At 65.6% G+C, this 19,317-nt stretch carries 15 protein-coding genes; 1 reads left to right on the top strand and 14 read right to left on the bottom strand.

The window, feature by feature from the left end; genetic code table 11:
- Window positions 1–5: 5 nt before the first annotated feature.
- The 10 genes from FF090_RS13735 to FF090_RS13780 form a co-directional block, all read right to left on the bottom strand.
- On the bottom strand, window positions 6–362 hold the full coding sequence (locus FF090_RS13735; RefSeq protein WP_138857257.1) for an integration host factor subunit alpha: 357 nt from the start codon (window positions 360–362) through the stop codon (window positions 6–8).
- Between the two features lie 13 nt (window positions 363–375).
- Window positions 376–2,769 carry a phenylalanine--tRNA ligase subunit beta gene (pheT, locus tag FF090_RS13740; protein WP_138857258.1) on the bottom strand — a complete coding sequence of 798 codons (2,394 nt, stop codon included), beginning with the start codon at window positions 2,767–2,769 and terminating at the stop codon, window positions 376–378.
- 19 nt (window positions 2,770–2,788) lie between these two features.
- Window positions 2,789–3,823, bottom strand: coding sequence for a phenylalanine--tRNA ligase subunit alpha (gene pheS / locus FF090_RS13745; protein WP_138857259.1), 1,035 nt, complete (start codon window positions 3,821–3,823; stop codon window positions 2,789–2,791).
- A 108-nt stretch (window positions 3,824–3,931) separates the two neighbouring features.
- A complete protein-coding gene (gene rplT / locus FF090_RS13750) occupies window positions 3,932–4,288 on the bottom strand; it encodes a 50S ribosomal protein L20 (RefSeq protein WP_138857260.1) in 357 nt (118 codons plus the stop codon).
- Between the two features lie 24 nt (window positions 4,289–4,312).
- Window positions 4,313–4,516, bottom strand: coding sequence for a 50S ribosomal protein L35 (rpmI, locus tag FF090_RS13755; RefSeq protein ID WP_138857261.1), 204 nt, complete (start codon window positions 4,514–4,516; stop codon window positions 4,313–4,315).
- Window positions 4,517–4,638: 122 nt separating this feature from the next.
- Window positions 4,639–5,175: a translation initiation factor IF-3 gene (gene infC / locus FF090_RS13760; protein ID WP_138857262.1), complete on the bottom strand. Its 537-nt coding sequence runs from the start codon at window positions 5,173–5,175 to the stop codon at window positions 4,639–4,641.
- A gap of 86 nt (window positions 5,176–5,261) precedes the next feature.
- Entirely contained in the window at window positions 5,262–7,169 is a 1,908-nt protein-coding gene (gene thrS, locus FF090_RS13765) for a threonine--tRNA ligase (protein WP_138857263.1), read from the bottom strand.
- A 173-nt stretch (window positions 7,170–7,342) separates the two neighbouring features.
- A complete protein-coding gene (locus FF090_RS13770) occupies window positions 7,343–8,431 on the bottom strand; it encodes a patatin-like phospholipase family protein (protein ID WP_138858399.1) in 1,089 nt (362 codons plus the stop codon).
- Window positions 8,431–10,626: a TonB-dependent receptor plug domain-containing protein gene (locus FF090_RS13775; RefSeq protein ID WP_138857264.1), complete on the bottom strand. Its 2,196-nt coding sequence runs from the start codon at window positions 10,624–10,626 to the stop codon at window positions 8,431–8,433. Before FF090_RS13775 ends, FF090_RS13770 begins: the two co-directional genes overlap by 1 nt.
- A gap of 218 nt (window positions 10,627–10,844) precedes the next feature.
- Window positions 10,845–13,205: a Tex family protein gene (locus FF090_RS13780; RefSeq protein WP_221304941.1), complete on the bottom strand. Its 2,361-nt coding sequence runs from the start codon at window positions 13,203–13,205 to the stop codon at window positions 10,845–10,847.
- Window positions 13,206–13,344: 139 nt separating this feature from the next.
- On the opposite strand from FF090_RS13780, the gene FF090_RS13785 reads away from it, so the two are divergent.
- Complete coding sequence (locus FF090_RS13785; protein ID WP_138857265.1) at window positions 13,345–13,854, top strand: GAF domain-containing protein; 510 nt, start codon at window positions 13,345–13,347, stop codon at window positions 13,852–13,854.
- Window positions 13,855–14,199: 345 nt separating this feature from the next.
- Here FF090_RS13785 and FF090_RS13790 read toward each other — a convergent pair whose 3' ends face one another.
- Genes FF090_RS13790 through FF090_RS13805 form a run of 4 tightly spaced genes read right to left on the bottom strand, consistent with a single transcriptional unit; the run spans window position 14,200 to window position 19,314 of the window.
- On the bottom strand, window positions 14,200–15,090 hold the full coding sequence (locus tag FF090_RS13790) for an SDR family oxidoreductase (protein ID WP_138857266.1): 891 nt from the start codon (window positions 15,088–15,090) through the stop codon (window positions 14,200–14,202).
- Window positions 15,087–15,536 (bottom strand): GNAT family N-acetyltransferase, encoded by a 450-nt coding sequence (locus FF090_RS13795; protein WP_246071425.1) that lies wholly within the window; start codon window positions 15,534–15,536, stop codon window positions 15,087–15,089. The genes FF090_RS13790 and FF090_RS13795 overlap by 4 nt, the downstream gene beginning before the upstream one ends.
- The gene (locus tag FF090_RS13800) at window positions 15,533–17,278 is read right to left on the bottom strand and encodes an acyl-CoA dehydrogenase family protein (protein ID WP_138857267.1); all 1,746 of its coding nucleotides are present in this window, start codon (window positions 17,276–17,278) and stop codon (window positions 15,533–15,535) included. Before FF090_RS13800 ends, FF090_RS13795 begins: the two co-directional genes overlap by 4 nt.
- The gene (locus FF090_RS13805; protein ID WP_138857268.1) at window positions 17,278–19,314 is read right to left on the bottom strand and encodes a 3-hydroxyacyl-CoA dehydrogenase NAD-binding domain-containing protein; all 2,037 of its coding nucleotides are present in this window, start codon (window positions 19,312–19,314) and stop codon (window positions 17,278–17,280) included. The genes FF090_RS13800 and FF090_RS13805 overlap by 1 nt, the downstream gene beginning before the upstream one ends.
- Between the last annotated feature and the right edge of the window lie 3 nt (window positions 19,315–19,317).

Raw genomic sequence — 19,317 nt, forward strand, 5'->3', positions numbered from 1 at the left:
AAATACTAGCCCAGTGCCGCCGCGTCCTCGTCCCCCTGAACCGATGCCTTGAGCTTCTGGCTGGCATGAAAGGTCACCACCTGGCGCGCCTCGATGGGAATCAACTCGCCGGTGCGCGGGTTGCGCCCCGGGCGGGCGGCCTTCAAACGCAGCCCGAAGTTGCCAAAGCCCGACAACTTGACCTCTCGGCCATGGTGCAGGCTGTCACTCATCATGTCGAAGAAGGCCTCCACCACGTCCTTGGCCTCGCGCTTGTTCAGACCCAATTTGTCAAACAAGAGCTCGGCCAATTCGGCCTTGGTCAGGGTCGGGGTTTCCAGCGTCGGGATCAGGAGCCGGGGGGGCGTCAGGGCGTCGGTCATGGCGGTCTTTGCTTCAGGCTCGCAAACGGGCATCCAGGCGGCTTTGCAAGCTGGCCAGAACGGCTTGGACGGCTTGCTCGATGCGCTCGTCAGTCAGCGTGTTGTGCTCATCTTGCAGTTCCAAGCGCAAGGCCAGGCTGCGCTGGCCATCGGCCAGCTTGAAAACATCGAACAGTCGTGCACTTCGCACGATGGGCTCGGCGGCCGCATGCACCGCGGCCATCAGCGCCTCATGGGTCACGGCATCGCCAACCAACACCGCCAGGTCGCGATAACTGGGCGGCACTTTGGGCAGGGTCTTGCCAGTCGGGATGTCACGCGCCAGCAGCGCGTCCAACTCCAACTCGAACAACACCGGGGCTTGCGGCAGTTCGTAGCCTTGGCGCCAGCGCGGATGCAACTCGCCCAACCAACCAATCACCTGACCGTCCAACTCGATGCGCGCGCTGCGTCCGGGATGGAGCGCGGGGTGCTCGGCAGCCACAAAATTTGGCTGGCGGGGCGCCAACAAGGCCTCGACATCGCCCTTGACGTCGAAGAAGTCAACGGCCCGCTCCTTGTTCGCCCACTGCGTGGCGTCAGCCGGGCCGTAGGCCAAGCCGCCAACCCGGCGCGGCTGCGAGACCCCGGCCACATCCGTCGGACCGTCCTTCACGGTGGCGTCACGCCGGAACACCCGGCCCTGTTCGAACAAGCGCACACGACCAGCCCGGCGCGCCAAGTTGTGCTTCAGCACGGCGATCAAGCTCCCCATCAGGCTGCTGCGCATCACCGCGAGGGGTGCGGCAATGGGATTGAGCACCCGGATCGGATCGGCATTGCCGGCCAGTTCGCGCTCCCAGCGCTCCTCGACAAAGCTGAAGTTGATGGTCTCTTGGTAGTCCAGATCCACCAGCTGGCGGCGTAGGCCGGCCAGAGGGCGCTGTGCCTCGGGCAGGAGCCGAGGAACCACGGCAGCGAGCGGCGCCGCATCGTTCAGGCGATGCAGGCCCAGCACGCGGATGACTTCCTCGATCAAGTCCTCCTCAATCTGCAGATCATGGCGCCAGCTTGGCGGCGTCACCGTCAGTTCACCCTCGGCCTCGGTGTAGGCAAAGCCCAGGCGCTGCATCACTTGCGCACATTCGGCCTGGGTGACGGGGATGCCCAAAACTTTGGCGGCACGGGCCACACGCAAGCGCACGGGCGCGTGCTGCGGAATGCGGGCGATCTGGTCGTCCAGAGGGCCAGCCTGACCACCACAGATCTCCAGCACCAAAGCCGTGATCCGCTCGATATGGGCCGGGATGCTGGCTGCGTCCACGCCGCGCTCGAAGCGATGCGCCGCATCGGTACTGAAGTTGAAGCGCCGCGCGCGGCCCTGGATGCTCTCGGGCCACCAGAAGGCGGCCTCGATGTAGAGGTTGCGGGTGTCATTGCTGACCGCCGTGTGGTCACCGCCCATGATGCCGGCCAGAGATTCCAATTGCGCACCCGCGGCAATCACCCCGACCTTCTCGTCCAACTCCACCGTGTTGCCATTGAGGAGCTTGAGCGACTCGCCCTTGCGCGCCCAGCGCACCACCAAATCGTCGTCGATCTTGTCCAGATCGAACATGTGTGAGGGGCGGCCCAACTCGAACATCACATAGTTCGAAATATCCACCAGGGCCGAGACCGGTCGCTGACCGCAACGCTCCAAAGCAGCCACCATCCACGCCGGCGTCTTGGCCTGGGCATTGACGCCGCGCACCACGCGACCGGCAAAGCGACCGCACAGATCTGCCGCCTCAACGCGGACCGGCAGGCGCTCATCCGATTGCGCTTGCACCGGCCGGCATTCCGGCAGAGACAGCGGCGCGCCGGTCAGTGCCGACAGCTCGCGCGCCACGCCCATCACTGACAGGGCATGGCCCAGATTGGGCGTGAGCTTGAGCGTGAAGAGCTGATCGTCCAGGTCGAGCTGAACGCGGATGTCACGGCCGATCACCGCATCCTCAGCCAACTCCAGCAGCCCGCCGTGGTCGGTGGAAAGGCCCAGCTCACGCGCCGAGCACAGCATGCCGAAACTCTCCACGCCGCGCAGCTTGCCCACTTTGATCTTGAAAGTCTTGCCTTCGGCATCCGGCGGCAACTCGGCCCCCACCGTGGCCAGGGGCACCTTGATGCCAACCCGGGCATTCGGTGCGCCACAAACGATCTGCAGCAATTCAGGCCCGCCCGCATTGACCTTGCACACGCGCAAGCGATCCGCGTCGGGATGCTGCACGGCCTCCACGATCTCGGCGACCACGACGCCTGTAAAGGGCGGTGCCACCGGCTGCAACTCTTCAACCTCAAAACCCGCCAGGGTCAGGGTATCGGCCAGCTCTTGGGTGGTGAGCGAAGGGTTGCAGAAGCGCCGCAGCCAGGACTCAGGAAATTGCATCTCGAAATACTCTTGCCGATTACTTGAATTGGGCGAGGAAGCGCAGATCGCCCTCGAAGAACTGGCGCAGGTCGTTCACGCCATAGCGCAGCATGGTCAGACGATCTGGCCCCATGCCGAAGGCAAAGCCAATGTACTTTTCGGGATCCAGGCCAAAGTTGCGCACCACATTGGGATGCACCTGGCCCGAACCGGCAACCTCCAGCCACCGCCCTTTGAGCGGGCCCTCAGCAAAGGCGATATCAATTTCGGCCGACGGCTCGGTAAAGGGGAAGTAGCTGGGACGGAAGCGCAGTTGCAGCGCGTCGGTCTCGAAGAACCGCTTGCAGAAATCGGTGAACACCGACTTGAGGTCGCGGAAGGACACGTTCTCGCCAATCCACAGGCCTTCGCACTGGTGGAACATCGGCGAGTGCGTGGCATCGCTGTCCACACGGTAAGTACGACCGGGGGCGATCACCCGGATTTCGGGCATTTGTTCGGCACCAGCATGCTTGGCCGCATGGGCTCGCGCATAACGCACCTGCATCGGGCTCGTGTGGGTGCGCAGGCAGTAGGGCAAGCCTTCGGCGTCCTTCATGTCCACATAGAAGGTGTCCTGCATCGAACGCGCCGGGTGATTGGCCGGGTTGTTCAGGGCCGTGAAGTTCATCCAGTCGGTTTCGATCTCGGGGCCGTCGGCCACATCAAAACCCATCGAGCCGAAGATGGCCTCGATGCGCTCCAGCGTGCGCGTCACCGGATGCAGGCCGCCCTGCCCGCGTGCGCGTCCCGGCAGGCTGACGTCCAGCGCCTCGGCCTTGAGCTGGGCCGCCAGTTCGGCCTCGGCCAGAGCCTGACGGCGCGCCGTCAGCGCCGCTTCAATGCCCTGCTTGAGCTGGTTGATCTCGGCGCCGCGCGTCTTTTTTTCCTCAACGCTGAGCTGGGCCAGGCCCTTCATCAGCTCGGTCACGCGGCCGCTCTTGCCCAGGAAACGCGCCTTGGCGTCTTCCAACTGGGCAGGCGTGGTGGCCTGGGCAAAGGCGGACTCGGCTTCTTGGATCAGTTCAAGCATGGGACAACAGAAAAAAGAAAGGCCGAGCACGGGCGTGTCGGCCTTCGGAATGGGCCCACCCTGCAAGCAAGGTGGGCTGACTCGGCTTCTTGCGAAGCCCTGGTCGAATTACGCCAGCGCGGCCTTCACCTTGTTAAAGATGGCGGCAAAGCCAGCGGGGTCGTGCACCGCCAGATCGGCCAGGACCTTGCGGTCGATGTCGATCTGAGCCTTCTTCAGGCCGGCCACGAACTTGCTGTAGGACAGGCCGAGACCACGCGAGGCGGCGTTGATACGGGCAATCCAGAGCTGACGGAAGACGCGCTTCTTGGCACGACGGTCACGGTAGGCGTATTGACCCGCCTTCATCACCGCCTGTTTGGCGATGCGGAAAACGTTCTTACGACGACCGCGGAAGCCCTTGGCCAGGGCCAAGACCTTCTTGTGACGGGCACGAGCGGTTACACCACGTTTGACGCGAGGCATGTGAGTTCTCCTTCAGTTCTTGGATTACAGACCAGCGCTGGGCAGCATCGCAGCGATGTGGCCCATATTGGTCTCATGCACGTTCGCGGCGCCGCGCAGCTGGCGCTTGTTCTTCGTGGTCTTCTTGGTCAGGATGTGGCGCTTGAAGGCTTGACCGCGCTTCACGGTGCCACCCGGACGCACGCGAAAACGCTTCTTCGCGCTGCTCTTGGTCTTCATCTTGGGCATGTTCTGCTCCTCTTTGATTTGCCGGGCTGGGCGGCTGGAGAGACTCCAGCACTTGATGGCCTGCTCGGCTTATGCAACCGGGGAGCTGACCAAAGCTCCCTGGCTGAACCCTAAAAAACGATTTACTTCTTCTTCGGCGCCAAGATCATGATCATCTGGCGCCCTTCCAGCTTGGGCATGTGCTCCACCACCGCCACATCGGAAAGCTCGTCACGGATCTTCTCCAGCAGACGCAGGCCGATGTCCTGGTGGGTGATTTCACGACCGCGATAACGCAGCGTGACCTTGCCCTTGTCGCCATCTTCACCGATGAAGCGGCGCAGATTGCGCATCTTCACGTTGTAGTCGGCGTCATCGGTGCCAGGGCGGAATTTGACTTCCTTGACGTCGATGACTTTTTGCTTTGCCTTGGCCTCGGCCGCCTTCTTTTGCTCCTGGTACTTGAACTTGCCGTAGTCCATCAACCGGCACACGGGCGGGTTGGCGGTAGCGGCAATTTCAACCAGGTCGACATCGGCCTCGCCGGCCAGACGCAGGGCCTCCATGATCGAAACGATGCCCAGGGGCTCGTTCTCCACGCCGTTCAGGCGCACCTCGGGGGCCATGATCTCGCGGTTCAGCCGGTGCTTACGCTCCACATTGGGCGTGCGGCGGTCCATGAAGGTAGCGATGGTGTTTCCTTAATCAATAAAGGGCCGGGCATCCCGCTAACCGGCCCCCAAAAACGCAATGCGCGCCGAAGGCCTCAAACCTTGGCGGCGATGTCGGCGGCGATCTTCGATTGGAAGTCGTCCAGCCCCATCACCCCCAGATCCTGGTTACCGCGGGCGCGCACCGCAACGCTCCGGTTCGCCTTTTCCTTATCGCCAACGACCAGGATATAGGGAACCTTTTGCAGGGAATGCGAGCGAATTTTATAGGTGATCTTGTCCGCCCGCACGTCCGCCTGGGCCCTAAGCCCTTGTTTTTGCAGCATTTTCGCGACTTCTTGGGCGTAATCGGCCTGTCCCTCACTGATGGAGGCGATCACCACCTGGGTCGGCGCCAGCCAGGCCGGCAGCGCGCCGGCATGCTGTTCGATCAGGATGCCGATGAAGCGCTCCAGGCTGCCGACGATGGCGCGGTGCAGCATCACCGGGGGCCGATGGCTGCTGTCCTCGGCCACATAGTGGGCATCCAGGCGCTGGGCCATGCTGAAGTCGACCTGCATGGTGCCGCACTGCCATTCACGACCCAGGGCGTCCTTGAGCGTGTACTCGATCTTGGGCCCGTAGAAGGCACCGTCGCCGGGGGCGATCACGAATTCACAGCCCGAGCGGCGCAGCGATTCCATCAGCGCGTGCTCGGCCTTGTCCCAGATTTCGTCGGAACCGATCCGGGCCGCCGGACGCGTGGCCACTTTGTAGAGGATGTCGGTGAAGCCGAAGTCCTTGTAGACCTTTTGCAGCAGCTCCGTGTAGACCACGCACTCAGGCAGGATCATGTCCTCGGTGCAGAAGATGTGGCCATCGTCCTGCGTGAACGCACGCACGCGCATGATGCCGTGCAGGCCCCCGGTGGGCTCGTTGCGATGGCACTGGCCGAACTCACCGTAGCGCAGCGGCAGGTCGCGGTAGCTCTTCACGCCCTGCTTGAAGATCAGGATGTGACCCGGGCAGTTCATGGGCTTGAGGGCGTACTCGCGCTTGTCCGACTCGGTCGTGAACATCGCGTCGCGGTACTTCTCCCAATGGCCGCTCTTTTCCCACAACACGCGGTCAACGATCTGCGGGCCCTTGACCTCCTGGTAGCCGTTGTCACGGTAGACACGGCGCATGTACTGCTCCACCTCCTGCCACACCGTCCAGCCCTTGGGATGCCAGAACACCGTGCCGGGGCTGTGTTCGTCCAGGTGGAACAGATCCAGTTCCGCGCCGAGGCGGCGGTGGTCGCGCTTCTCAGCCTCCTCAAGGCGCGTCAAATAGGCCGCCAGATCCTCCTTGGTGCACCAGGCCGTGCCGTAGACGCGCTGCAGCATCTCGTTGCGATGGTCACCGCGCCAATAGGCGCCGGCCACCTTCATCAACTTGAAGTGCTTGAGCTTGCCGGTAGAGGGCACGTGGGGGCCGCGGCACAGGTCCTCAAAGGCCCCTTCGCGGTAAAGGCTGACCTCCTCGCCGGCCGGGATGGCGCCGATCAACTCGGCCTTGTAGGCCTCGCCCAAGCCCTTGAAGTAGGCGATGGCCTCGTCACGCGGCAACACGCGGCGTTCTACCTTCTCGTCCTTCTTGGCCAGTTCCTGCATCTTGACCTCGATGGCCGCCAGGTCCTCGGGCGTGAAGGGGCGCTTGTAGGCAAAGTCGTAATAGAAGCCGTTTTCAATCACCGGGCCGATCGTCACCTGCGCGTCGGGGAACAGCTCCTTGACCGCATAGGCCAGCAAGTGCGCCGTGCTGTGACGAATCAACTCCAGGCCGTCCGCATCCTTCTCGGTCACGATGGCCAGCTGCGCGTCACGCTCGATCAAAAAGGACAGGTCCACCAGCTTGCCGTCCACGCGGCCACCCAGGGCTGCCTTGGCCAAGCCGGCGCCGATGCTGGCGGCCACCTGGCCGACCGTGACAGGCCCATCGAAGGGGCGCTTGGAACCATCGGGAAGTTGGATAGCGATCATCTTGAAATCCTCAGAAACGAAAAACGCGGCCGGCGGCCGCGTTCAAGGGAAAGGCAAAGGGGAACTCAGGCGCGGCACCACGCGGCGGAGGCGCGCCGATCGGGGGAGGTGCTAGTCCGCGGTGTCATAACCCGTGCTGCCTTTCTCGCTCTTGTTGGTTGAAGGCCGCGATTCTATAGGGGCAAGGCCTGCAAGCTGGGCTGGCGCGTCAAATGGTCGAACGCGTCGGCCAGGCGCTGGCTCTCGGCCACGGCAACACGCCAGCGGCGCTGACGCTCGTCCAACGACAAGTTGGCAAAGTCACTGCGGTCGGGCAGCTTGCCCCCCGGCAGACCGCGCACCCAATCCGGATGCGGACTCAGCAGCACCACATTGCTGAGGAATTCGCTGGTGCGGTGGCGATGATTGAGCGCCTTGTCCAGCCAGCCCGGCACCACTTGGCGCTGGAAATGCGGGTAGAGCACCAGTGGCGCCGACGTCTGCAGCAGCGGGCGATAGTCCCAGTGCAGGTGGTAGTCGGTGATGCCGCCATCCCAGTAAGCGCCACGCGGCGCGCCAGGCAGATCGTGCTGGGCTTGCAGATAGAAGGGAATCGAACAACTGGCCAATAGCACGCGCTGCAGATTGCTCTCCTGCAGCGGCAACTCCCGGCTCGCCAAATCCCGCAACACCAGCGGCAGATGTTGGCGCGGGTCGCTGAACACCACGCGCTCCAGCCAGGCCCCCAACCACGGTCGACGCAGTGCATTGGAAGCGAAAGCCCCCAGATAACCCAGGGGCGTGCGCCAGCGCGACTCGCGCCGCAACAAAGGCCCACGGCCGCGCGAGGTCACGAGGTGCAGCCGCCAGCGCGGGTGCTGCAGCAAGTCGCCCCAATGGCCGTCGAATTGCTCCTTCAGTGTCTGCTCAAACCGCGCCGTCACCAGTGCGCTGCTGGGTCGGCTGCGCCCGGGCTCGGGGTCGTAACGTTGCGCCACATAGGCACGTGCCAAGCGGTCAAACACGGCGTCCGCCTGCTCGGGCCGGGCCGCCAGGCAGGCAGCACTCATGCGCCAGGCACCGATAGAGGCGCCGACCAGATGCACCGCCTGCTCGCTTTGCGCCAGCCAAGGCCCAAAGATGAAGCGATCAAGACCGCTCAAGATCAGGCCCTTGGGTCCGCCCGCAGCGGCCGGTATCAGACCGATGTCTTGCGGCTGCAGGCCGCGTTCAGCCAAGCGTTCACGCGCCGCCGGGCCGGCAAAAACCTGCAGCGCCTGCATCAGAAGCGGTGCTCCCAATTGACCGAATACCAGGTGCGCTGGCGACGCTCGGTCAGGTTGTAGTCCCCATTGCGGAACTGAGTGTTGGTGACATTGCTAACCGGTGCCAGGTTCTGAATGCCGAAGCGCAGGCCGTCCTTGGGACTGAGCACCATCATGAAGAACGCATCCAGCCCACGCGCCCGGCCGGTCTCCAGGCGACTCAGCGCGGTCTGCTGCACTTCATAGCTGGGCGTGAAGGTATAGCTCATGCCCATGCTGTGCGGGATACCCTTGAATCGGTAGTCCCAGCCCAGGGTCATTGACCAAGGCTGCTGCTGCTCCAAGCGATTGTCTGGACCCGTGATGTCCTTGACCTTGGAGTGGTAGACGCTCAAGCTGCCGCGCAGGTTCAATGCCGTGGCCGGCTCGAACAGGCTGGGCATCAGCTCGCCGGCCCGTCCCTTGAGCTCCAACTCCAGGCCCGAGGTGCTGGCTCGACTCAGGTTCACCGGCTTGGCCACCCAGCGCGGTCCGGCCGCCCAAGACACCTGGTTCTCCAGCGTCAAGCTGTTGCGAATCAGGCCCGTGATGCGACGGTGGAACACCCCCACCGAAAACATCGAGCCGCCGCTGAGGTACTTCTCAAAGGCTAGGTCGAAGCCGGTCGCCAGTTCGGGCTCCAGGCCCGGGTTGCCCACGCGGTCCGGCGCCGTCTCGGTATTGGGCCCGCTGGTCGGGTAGTTGGTGTTGATGGTGGGCCGAGCGATGAGCTGTTGCACATCTGGCGCCTTGTAGCTGCGCGTCAGGCTGGCGCGAATCAGATCCCGCGCCTTGGGATCGAACTTGTAGTTCAGGTGGAACAAGGGCGTGAGCACCGAGCTGTTGCTACGGAAGGTCGAGCCCACTCCTTCGCTGACCGTCTTGATGCGCTCATTGCGCAGGCCCAGATAGGCCGACCACTGCGGCGCAATCTCCCACTCGTCCTGCACAAACAGCGCGCTGCGGGTCACGGTGGCGTCAAAGGGCTGTCCCTCCACACCCGGCAACAGATCGAGGCCGTTCTCCAACGTGCGGCGCTCTTCCTCGCGGGTGCGGCGCTCCAACTCGGCGCCGGCCGTCACCGTGTGCGACTCCCCCACGAACTGGGTGTACTTGCCGCTCAGATTGAAGCCGCGGTTCTTGCCGCTGCCCAGGGTCTGGCGCTCAACGGTCTGTACGCCGGCGGCATTGCGGCCATGGAATTGGTTGTCGAAACGCGAACGCGCGCCGCCGGTGCCCGCCTTCAGCTCAATGCGCTGGTCATCGCTGAAGCGGTTGTTGTATTGCAGATTGACGCGAGCATGCTCAAAGAAGCCACGGGTCAGGAAGTCGTCGTCGACGCTGACCGGCGTGCTGCCCTGCTCAACCTCAGTCACGGTGGCACCGCGATTGCGGAAGTTGTTGCGCACCACAAAGCCCTGCAAGGTGAGGGTCTCGTCGTCGCCCAGCTTCCAGTTCACGCGCGGCGCCATGTTGAAGCCGTGACCGTAGGGCACATCCCAGCCGTCGGTGGCCAGGCGCTGCGCCTGGCCTTGGGCATCCCGGCCCTGACGCAGGGTCTCCGTCTCGTTGAGCAAGCGCCAGCTGAAGAAGGAGATCGGCAGCACCACGCCGAGGCCGCCCTTGCGGTCGCCATAGGTGAAGCTGCCATTGGTGACCGGTCGGTCGTGGTTGTAGGCCAGACCCAGCCGCAGGTCGCGCTGCAGCACGCGCGGGGCGTCCTTCAAGATGATGTTGACGGTGCCGGCAATGGCCTGTGCGCTCTGGTCGGCGGTCGGGGCCTTGCTGACCTCGATGCGCTCCACTTGGGCCGGATTGACCTGCTCCAGGTTGAAGCCCGGGGGCGCCGGGTCGCCATTGACCAAGATCTGCGTGAAGGCCCCGCCCAAACCGCGCATGCGCAGTTGGCCGCCGCTGACATTCACACCCGGCAGACGCTTGAGCACATCGCTGAGCTGGGTGTCACCGTACTTATCCAGTTCCTCGCGACCGTAAATCTGTTTGGCCACCGGCTGGCGACGCCGCATCTCCGAGTCGGTCAATGCGCGGCTGCGCACCTCCACGCGTTCAAGTTGCTGCGGATTGGCACGGCTGTCGTCGGCCACTTCTTGCTGGGCATGGGCCAGATTGGCAGCCAAACAGGCGACCGCCAGGGCAACGGGGCGAAGAATCATTCAAGGCTTTCGGGTGGAGCGGACAGGCGCCGCGCGTTGGATGGAGTGCGCTCAGGCCAGGGGCAACGCGGCCTGACTGGGCTGGGCAATCCACGGACTGGGGCGAACCCTAGCAGGCCGGCCCCCCTCTCCCAAAAGCCATGCGACCAAAGGGCCACAGACCGGCGCGAACTGTCGCAAATTGACCGCAGCCAGCGCCGGGCTTGTGCGGCTGCAGATCAGCGCTTGCCGCCCTGCAGCTTGGCAAAGGCCGCCGCCATGGCGCCGCCCGCAGCAGCCGGCGCGGCCGATGTTGGGCCTGAGCGCCCGCTGCGCTCGTTGCGCGCAGCCGGTCGGTACTGGTTCTGCCCGGCGTCCCCGCTGCGCTGCGGCTGGGCATCCAGCTTCATGGTCAGCGAGATGCGTTTGCGCGCCAGATCCACCTCCAGCACCTTGACACGCACGATGTCGCCGGTCTTCACCACTTCACGGGCATCGCTGACGAATTTATTGCTGAGTTGGCTGACATGGATGAGCCCGTCCTGGTGCACGCCCAGGTCCACAAAGGCGCCGAACTGGGCCACATTGCTGACCGTGCCTTCGAGCACCATGCCCACGCTCAGGTCCTTGAGGTCTTCCACGCCCTCGGTAAAGCGCGCCACCTTGAAGTCCGGACGCGGATCGCGCCCCGGCTTTTCCAACTCCTGCAGAACATCCTTGACCGTGATGAGACCAAAGCGCTCGTCGGCCAGGCTGTCGGCCCGCACCCGGCGCAGCACGTCCGAGCGGCCCATCACGTCCTGAATCGGCGCGCCCAGTTGGTCCAGGATGCGCTGCACGACCGGATAGGTCTCGGGGTGCACACCGCTCTGGTCCAGTGGGTTGTCGCCCTCGCGAATGCGCAAGAAACCCGCCGCCAACTCAAAGGTCTTGGGACCCAGTCCCGTCACATCCAGCAACGCCTTGCGATTCTTGAAAGGACCCTGCGCATCGCGATGCCGCACGATGGATTGGGCCAGACCCACGGTCAGGCCAGAGACCCGCGCCAGCAACGGCGCCGAGGCGGTATTCAAGTCCACGCCCACGCCGTTCACGCAGTCTTCCACCACCGCGACCAGGCTGCGTGCCAGTTCGCTCTGGTTCACATCGTGCTGGTACTGACCCACGCCGATGCTCTTGGGCTCGATCTTCACAAGCTCCGCCAGCGGATCCTGCAGGCGCCGCGCGATAGACACCGCGCCGCGCAGGCTCACGTCCAGGTCCGGCAGCTCCTTGCTGGCCACTTCCGACGCGGAGTACACCGAAGCCCCGGCCTCGCTGACCACCACCTTCTGGATGGCGACGCCCGGAGCAAGAGCTTGGAGGCGCTTGATCAGGTCGGCCGCCAACTTGTCGGTCTCGCGGCTGGCCGTGCCGTTGCCGATGGCGATCAGATTCACACCGTGTGCGGCGCACAGCTTGGCCAGGGTGTGCAGCGACCCTTCCCAGTCGCGGCGCGGCTCGTGCGGGTAGACCGTGTTCGTGTCCAACACCTTGCCGGTCTCGCCCACCACCGCCACCTTGACGCCGGTGCGGATGCCAGGGTCCAGGCCCATTACCACCTTGCGCCCGGCCGGTGCGGCCAGCAGCAGGTCGCGCAGGTTTTCGGCAAACACCTTGATGGCGGTGGCCTCGGCGGCCTCACGCAAGCGGGTGAAGAGGTCGCGCTCCAGGCTCATGGAGAGCTTGACCTTCCAAGTCCAGGCCACGGTCTTCTTGATGAGAGCGTCGCCGGGGCGGTTCTGGTTCTTCCAGCCCAGATGCGCGGCGATGCGCATTTCGGCCAGGGTCGGTTGACCCGTCACCACCTCTTCGTCCAGCCTCAGCTTCGCATCCAGATAGCCCAGCGTACGGCCGCGGAACACCGCCAGCGCCCGGTGGCTGGGCACCGAGCGAATCGGCTCGTCGTATTCAAAGTAGTCGCGGAACTTCGCAACTTCAGCGTCGTCTGCGTTCTTGTCCGCCACCTTCTTGCTATCGAACAGGCCCTCGGCCCACAGCCACTCACGCAAACGGCCCACCAAGGCGGGGTCTTCGGCCCACTGCTCGCTCAAGCAGTCGCGCACACCGTCCAACACGGCCAGCGCGTCGGCAAAGCCCGCCTCGGCATTCACAAAGGCTGCAGCCTCTTCTTGCGGGTTCAGGCTGGGGTCGGCAAACAGCTTCTCTGCCAAGGGGCCTAAGCCCGCCTCGCGCGCAATCTGGCCCTTGGTGCGGCGCTTGGGCTTGAAGGGGGCGTACAAGTCCTCCAACACCTGCTTGGTCTCAGCTCCCTCAAAGGCCGCTCGCAGTTCAATTGTTAGCTTGCCCTGCTCGGCCACGCTCTTGATGACGGCTTCGCGGCGGTCTTCCAGCTCGCGCAGATAGGCCAGGCGGGATTCCAGCTCGCGCAGCTGGGTGTCATCCAGGTTGTCGGTGGCTTCCTTGCGGTAGCGGGCGATGAAGGGCACGGTGGCGCCGCCATCCAGCAAGTCCACGGCAGCCTGCACCTGGGCCGCGCGAACCTTCAGTTCGGCGGCAATCTGAGAAATGAGTCGGTCCACAAACACAAAGGGCGCCAGCACGGCGCCCGGGGGATAACGCGAAGGGTGGCGATTCTGCCAAAGCGCCACACTAGGGCCTGTTCACACTCATGGAGGCCGCGCTTGGTGTGAATAGGCTCAAACCCATTGCCCGCACCGGGCGCCCGGAGTGCCGCCCATGTTCGATCGCCACCGCGTGATGGCCCTGGCCAAGCAACTGATGGACGGGCAAGTCGACGCTGCCCAGTTCTACCAATCCCTGACCCAGGCCCTGGCCGAGGAAATGGACTGCTCGCGCGCCAGCCTGTGGATCTACCCAGACGCGGAGTTGCGCGACCGGATCGAGTGCCTGCAGCTCTACGACCGCACCGACGCCCAGTGGAGCGCCGGCACCGTGCTGCGCGAGGACGACTTCGGACCCTACTTCGAGGCCATGCGGCGCGACAACCTGATCCATGCGGGCGCGGCCCGTGAGCATCCCAGCACCGCCTGCTTCACCGAGGCCTACTTCGGCCCGCTCAACATCTACTCCCTGCTGGACGTCGGTATCCAGATCGGCGGCCAGCCCTGGGGGCTGTTCTGCTGCGAGAACACCAGCTTCGAGCTGCATTGGACGCCCGCGCATGTGGACTACCTGCGCCAGGTGGGCACCCTGCTCGGCTTTGCGCTCAAAAAGGCGCGCGGCTAGGGAGGGTCTGCAACATCCCATGCAACCCGCGTTTGCGAGAGAACCGGCCGGATCGTAGAGCGAGGTCGGACACAAACAGTCCAGCGGACTGTTTGTGCCTACCCGAGCGCCGGCGCTTTTGCGCGCCGGCGGCGCGCGAAGGTCGGACTCGCCGTCCGACAGCCGAGCACGCCAACGACCGAGACGGCCGGTTATCTCGCAAACCCTTTCGGGCCAAAGACTTTTCGGGCGATGGCCGGCGTTGCAAGCCTTGCTCAGGCCGCCAGCCTGAGCTGCGGCTCGCGCCTTGGCCTCATCCCGAAAAGTCTTGGCGCGGGCGCAGGGGGTGTTGCAGACCCTCCCAAATCAGCCGCGCAGCGCCGCGCGCAACTGCTGCCCCAACTCCGGTCGTTCAGCAAAGGGATCGCCCGGGTTGCGGCCCTGCACCATTTCGTCAGCACGCTGACTCACCGCACCCAAAGCCTGCGGATGGCTGAACAGCCAGAAGGCTTGAGCCCGCACCCCATCCAGCACCAGGCGCGCCACATCGGCCGCACTCAGCTTGCCAGTGGCCACCGCCTTGGAGGACATCGCCTGGCTGATGCGCTGGCTGGGCGTGGGCCGCGCCATCGTGGCCGGATCACGGTTGCGATGGCTATCGGCAATGCCGGTAGGCACGAAATAGGGGCAGAGCACCGAGCAGTGCACCTGGTCGGTCACCAAGGAAAGATCGTGGTGCAGGGTCTCGCTCAAGGACACCACCGCGTGCTTGCTGACGTTGTAGACCCCCATATTGGGTGCATTCAGCACACCCGCCATCGAGGCGGTGTTGACGATGTGGCCCTGCCAGGCGGGGTCGCGCTGGGCAGCCTCCAGCATCATGGGCGTGAACAGGCGCACCCCATGCACCACCCCCATCAGGTTGACGCCCAGCACCCAGTCCCAATCCCTGACCGTGGCTTCCCAGATCAGGCCACCAAAGCCCACCCCGGCGTTGTTGAACACCAGATGCGGCGCGCCCACATGGGCCTGCACGGCGGCGGCCAAGGTCTGCATCTCGGCGGGGCTGCTGACATCGACCCGCTGTGCCAGCACGGTGTGCGCGGCCAACTCCTGGGCCACGCGGTCCAGCGCGTCGGCCTGCACATCCACCAGCACCAGGCGCATGCCCTCAGTCGCGCACAGGCGGGCCAACTCCAGCCCAAAGCCCGAACCCGCGCCGGTGATGAGGGCCGTCTTCCCGTTCAAGTCCTTCATGCCTTGACCATTTCCATGTGGAGGATGTCGTCCTCCATAAAGGGCGCGCCCACGGGCACAAAGCCGTGGGCGCCGTAATAGTTCTGCAGATGGGCCTGCGCAAAGATGGTCACCCCCTGCCCCGGCCAGTGGCGCTCGCACTCGCTCAATGCGCGCCGCACCAACTCATGACCCAAGCCCTGACCGCGCGCCGCGGGCGCGGTGATCACGCGCCCAAAGCTGGGCCGCGCCGCCTTGATGCCGGGGCCCAGCAAGCGCGCATAGGCCATCAAGCCGCCGGCCTGCCAGGCACCCAAATGCCAGGCCCGGTCGTCTGCGCCGTCTGGGTCCTGGAAGATGCACTGCTGCTCCACCACGAACACCTCGCTGCGCAGGCGCAGGATCTCGTAGACCTGGGCGCCACTGAGTGACGCAAAGGCCTGACAGTCCCAGATCAGTTCACTCACAGGGTCTCCGGGTCCAGATCGCGCAGCAGCAGCGCACCCGCCAGCACCGGCTGCAGCCAGGCATTCACCAGCGGCAGCTCATAGGCGTAGAAGTAGTCGCGCGCGGCAGCGCGCCCCGCATCGCCATCCACCCTTGCCAGGTCCAGCCAGATCCAGGCCAGCACCAGGTGCCCGAAGGCCTGCAGATAGGGCGTGGCGTGCAGGGCCGCCTGGCCCGGATCGCCCGCACTCCAGGCCGCCTTGGTGGCCCGCCCCACCAGGGCCAGGGCAGCCGCCAGCTGGTTGGCCTGGGCCGCCAACTCCGGCCGCTGCAGGGCCGCCTCGACGGTGGCATTGATGCGCGCGGCCAGGGCCGCGAGGGCCTGCGGCCGGCTGGCCTTGCGCAGCAGCAGGTCCAGCGCCTGGATGCCGTGCGTGCCCTCATGGATCATGTTCAGGCGCTGATCGCGCCAGTACTGCTCGACCGGCCAGTCGCGCGTGTAGCCCGCGCCGCCCAACACCTGGATGGCCAGGCTGTTGGCTTCCAAGCCCCATTGGCTGGGCCAGGACTTGGCGATCGGCGTCAACAGCGCGAGCAGCTCGTCCTCGCCCTCGTCTACCAGCCGGGCGCAGTACAGACACAGCGCCAGGGCACCCTCGGCCACGGCCTTTTGGGCCAGCAGCATGCGGCGCACATCGGCATGCTCGGTCAGCGCCACCATCGCCCCGCTGCGCTGGCCGATGGCACGACCCTGCCGCCGCTCGCGCGCATAGGCCATGCTGGTCTCAAAGCCGGCCATGGCCAGCATGGCGGCCCCCAGCCCCACGCCGATCCGGGCCTCGTTCATCATGTGGAACATGCAGGCCAGGCCCTGCCCTTCGGCCCCGATGCGATAGCCCAGGCAGTCATCGTCCTCGCCGAAATTCAACAGGCCGTTGACCGTGCCACGCCAACCCAGCTTGTGATTCAGGCCCGCCAGCACCACCCCATTGCGCAGCGCCAACACGTTGCCGTCGGCCGCCACCCGGAGCTTGGGCACGATGAAGAGCGACAAGGCCGCACTGCCCTCGGGCAAGCTGCCATCAGCCAGTGGCACCTTGGCCAGCACCAGGTGCACGATGTTCTCGGCCAATTCGTGGTCGGCGCCCGAGATCCACATCTTGCTGCCGCGCAGCCGGTAGCGCGGCCCCAAGGGGTCGGATTCGAAGTCCACCCCATCAGGGCGTGCACGCGTCGTCAGATCGCCCAGCGAAGAACCCACCGCAGGCTCGCTCAGGCACATGGTGCCGAACCAGCGCCCGGCCAGTAGCGGGCGCGCAAACACCTCGCACTGCGCTTCATTGCCATGGGCCAGGATCAAGTTGGCATTGCCGGTGGACAGCAGGGCATAGCCTGCCACCCCCACGCTGGCCTTGCTGACGAAGGCATTGGCCGCCATCGCCACCGCGCAGGGCAATTGCAGCCCACCCCATTCGGCGTCCTGGGTGGCGGCGCTCAGGCCGCTCTGGGTGTAGGCCTGCAGGGCCTTGGCCGTGCTGGCCGGCAGCTGCACCCGCCCTGCCGCATCCAACCGCGGCTCCTGCTCATCGCAGGCCCGATTGGCCGGCGCACAGACCCCGCGCGCAATGCGCTCGGCGGCATCCAGCATCGCCGCCCACTCGGAACGCCCTTGCTCGGCAAACCGGGGCCGGGTGCTCAGCGCCTCGACATCCAACCACTCAAACAGCAAGACATCCAGCAGCGCGCGCAGGGAGGCCGACATCAGACGCCGCCCCAGAACGCCGGATCGTCATGCGCCACGGCGGCAAACTCGCGGCGCCGCGCCGCCACCGCTTCCGCACCACGGGCTTGAGCCTCGAACATCGGCCCGCCCTTCCAGCGCGGGAAGCCGTAGCCGCTGAGATAGACCAGATCGATGTCCGAGGCGCGCAGCGCCACTCCCTCGGCCAGCAGGCGCTCACCCTCCACGGCCAGCGAGAGCAGCAAGCGGTCCACGATCTCGGCATCACTCACGCTGCGCGCCTGCACGCCGATCTGCTCGCGGTGCGCCTGCAGCAGGGCCGCCACGGCCTTGGAGGGCTTGGCCTCGCGGCCCTCATAGTCGTACCAGCCCCCACCGCTCTTTTGCCCGAAGCGCCCCAGCTCGCACAGGCGATCGGCCAGCACTTGGGCACGGCGCAGGGTGCCATCCTTGGCACGCTGCTGGCGGATGCGCCAGCTCACGTCATTGCCGGCCAGGTCGATCATGCGGAAGGGCCCCATGGCAAAACCCCAGGCCTCGATGGCGCGGTCCACCTGGGCGGGCGAGCACCCCTCGTCCAGCAGGAACAGGGCCTGCTCCAGGTAGCGGTCGATCATGCGGTTGCCGATGAAGCCATCGCAGACCCCCGCCACCACGCAGGTCTTGCCAATCTGCTTGCCAAAGGCCAGCGCACTGGCCAGCACATCCGGCGCCGTGGCCGCCCCGCGCACGACTTCCAACAGCTTCATCACCGCCGCCGGGCTGAAGAAGTGCAGACCCAGCACCTGGTGTGGGCGCTGCGTCACGGCGGCAATCTCGTCCACGTTCAGGGTCGAGGTGTTGGTCGCCAGCAGGGCCTCGGGCTTGGCCAGCGCATCCAGACGGCGGAACACCGACTGTTTGAGGGCCATGTCCTCGAACACCGCCTCGATGATCAGATCGCAGTCGGCCAGCGCAGCGTCGCTCTGGCTGGTGTTCAGGTTGGCGCGCAGTCCTTGAGCGCGCTCCGCCGAGAGCCGTCCCTTGTCCACCTGGGCCTGCACATGTTTTTCCAGCGCGGCCACACCCCGCGCCAACGCCGCCGCATCGGGCTCCACCAGCACGACCTGCAGCCCGCCCATCAGACAGGCCGTGGCGATGCCACTGCCCATGGTGCCGGCACCGAGTACACCCACCTGCTGCAAGCGACGGCGCGGAGTGTCGGCCTCAATGCCCGGCACCTTACCGGCGGCACGCTCGGCAAAAAAGGCATGACGTAGGGCCGCCGATTCCGGCGAGGTCAGCAGCGTCTGAAAACCAGCCCGTTCGGCCGCAACGCCCTCATCAAAGGGTAGCTCCACCGCCCCGCGCAGCGCCCGGACGCAGGCCAGTGGCGCCGGATAGGGCAAGGCCGCACAACGCGCCTCGGCCGCCTCCAGGGCTTCAGGGGCCGGCGCAGCCGTGCGATCGCGCAGGCGCGGCAGCGGGCGATGAGCGGCCACCTGACGCGCAAGGTCGGTGGCCGCCTGCAGCAACGCGTCGGCCGTGCAGACCCGATCAAACAAATGCTGGTCCGGCTGCCGGGCCAAATCCGCCGCGCGCCGCAGCTGGCCGCTGGGCACCATCTCCAGCGCCAACCCCAGGCCCACCGCACGCGGAAAGCGCTGGGTGCCGCCGGCACCGGGCAGCAGGCCCAGATTGACCTCGGGCAGGCCGATCTGGGCATCCCCCACCACCAGGCGGTAGTGACAACTCAGCGCCAGCTCCAGTCCGCCGCCCAAGGCCAGGCCGGCAATGGCCGCCACCACCGGCTTGCTCATGGCATCCAGGCGCGCGCACAGGGCCGGCAGATTGGGCTGGGCCAGGGCTTGCGGCTGACCAAACTCACGGATGTCCGCCCCACCTGAGAAAGCCTTGGGGCCGCCGTGGATCAGCACCGCCGCAATGCCAGGGTCTGCATCGGCGCGTTCCAGCGCCTCGAACAGTGCCTGGCGCAGCGCGAAGCTCAGGCCGTTGACGGGGGGATTGGCCAGTTGCAGCAACAGCAGCTCGCCGTCACGGGATTCGATGACGTTCATGGG

Source organism: Inhella inkyongensis (assembly GCF_005952805.1).
GTDB classification, from domain to species: domain Bacteria; phylum Pseudomonadota; class Gammaproteobacteria; order Burkholderiales; family Burkholderiaceae_C; genus Inhella; species Inhella inkyongensis.

What these genes read in the sequence shown, in the direction of transcription:
- infC (WP_138857262.1), bottom strand. Translation starts at nt 5,175, where the DNA reads ATGGACCGCCGCACGCCCAATGTGGAGCGTAAGCACCGGCTGAACCGC.
- FF090_RS13790 (WP_138857266.1), bottom strand. Translation starts at nt 15,090, where the DNA reads ATGAAGGACTTGAACGGGAAGACGGCCCTCATCACCGGCGCGGGTTCG.
- FF090_RS13805 (WP_138857268.1), bottom strand. Translation starts at nt 19,314, where the DNA reads ATGAACGTCATCGAATCCCGTGACGGCGAGCTGCTGTTGCTGCAACTG.
- FF090_RS13785 (WP_138857265.1), top strand. Translation starts at nt 13,345, where the DNA reads ATGTTCGATCGCCACCGCGTGATGGCCCTGGCCAAGCAACTGATGGAC.
- rplT (WP_138857260.1), bottom strand. Translation starts at nt 4,288, where the DNA reads ATGCCTCGCGTCAAACGTGGTGTAACCGCTCGTGCCCGTCACAAGAAG.
- FF090_RS13735 (WP_138857257.1), bottom strand. Translation starts at nt 362, where the DNA reads ATGACCGACGCCCTGACGCCCCCCCGGCTCCTGATCCCGACGCTGGAA.
- pheS (WP_138857259.1), bottom strand. Translation starts at nt 3,823, where the DNA reads ATGCTTGAACTGATCCAAGAAGCCGAGTCCGCCTTTGCCCAGGCCACC.
- pheT (WP_138857258.1), bottom strand. Translation starts at nt 2,769, where the DNA reads ATGCAATTTCCTGAGTCCTGGCTGCGGCGCTTCTGCAACCCTTCGCTC.
- FF090_RS13800 (WP_138857267.1), bottom strand. Translation starts at nt 17,278, where the DNA reads ATGTCGGCCTCCCTGCGCGCGCTGCTGGATGTCTTGCTGTTTGAGTGG.
- rpmI (WP_138857261.1), bottom strand. Translation starts at nt 4,516, where the DNA reads ATGCCCAAGATGAAGACCAAGAGCAGCGCGAAGAAGCGTTTTCGCGTG.
- FF090_RS13770 (WP_138858399.1), bottom strand. Translation starts at nt 8,431, where the DNA reads ATGCAGGCGCTGCAGGTTTTTGCCGGCCCGGCGGCGCGTGAACGCTTG.
- FF090_RS13775 (WP_138857264.1), bottom strand. Translation starts at nt 10,626, where the DNA reads ATGATTCTTCGCCCCGTTGCCCTGGCGGTCGCCTGTTTGGCTGCCAAT.
- thrS (WP_138857263.1), bottom strand. Translation starts at nt 7,169, where the DNA reads ATGATCGCTATCCAACTTCCCGATGGTTCCAAGCGCCCCTTCGATGGG.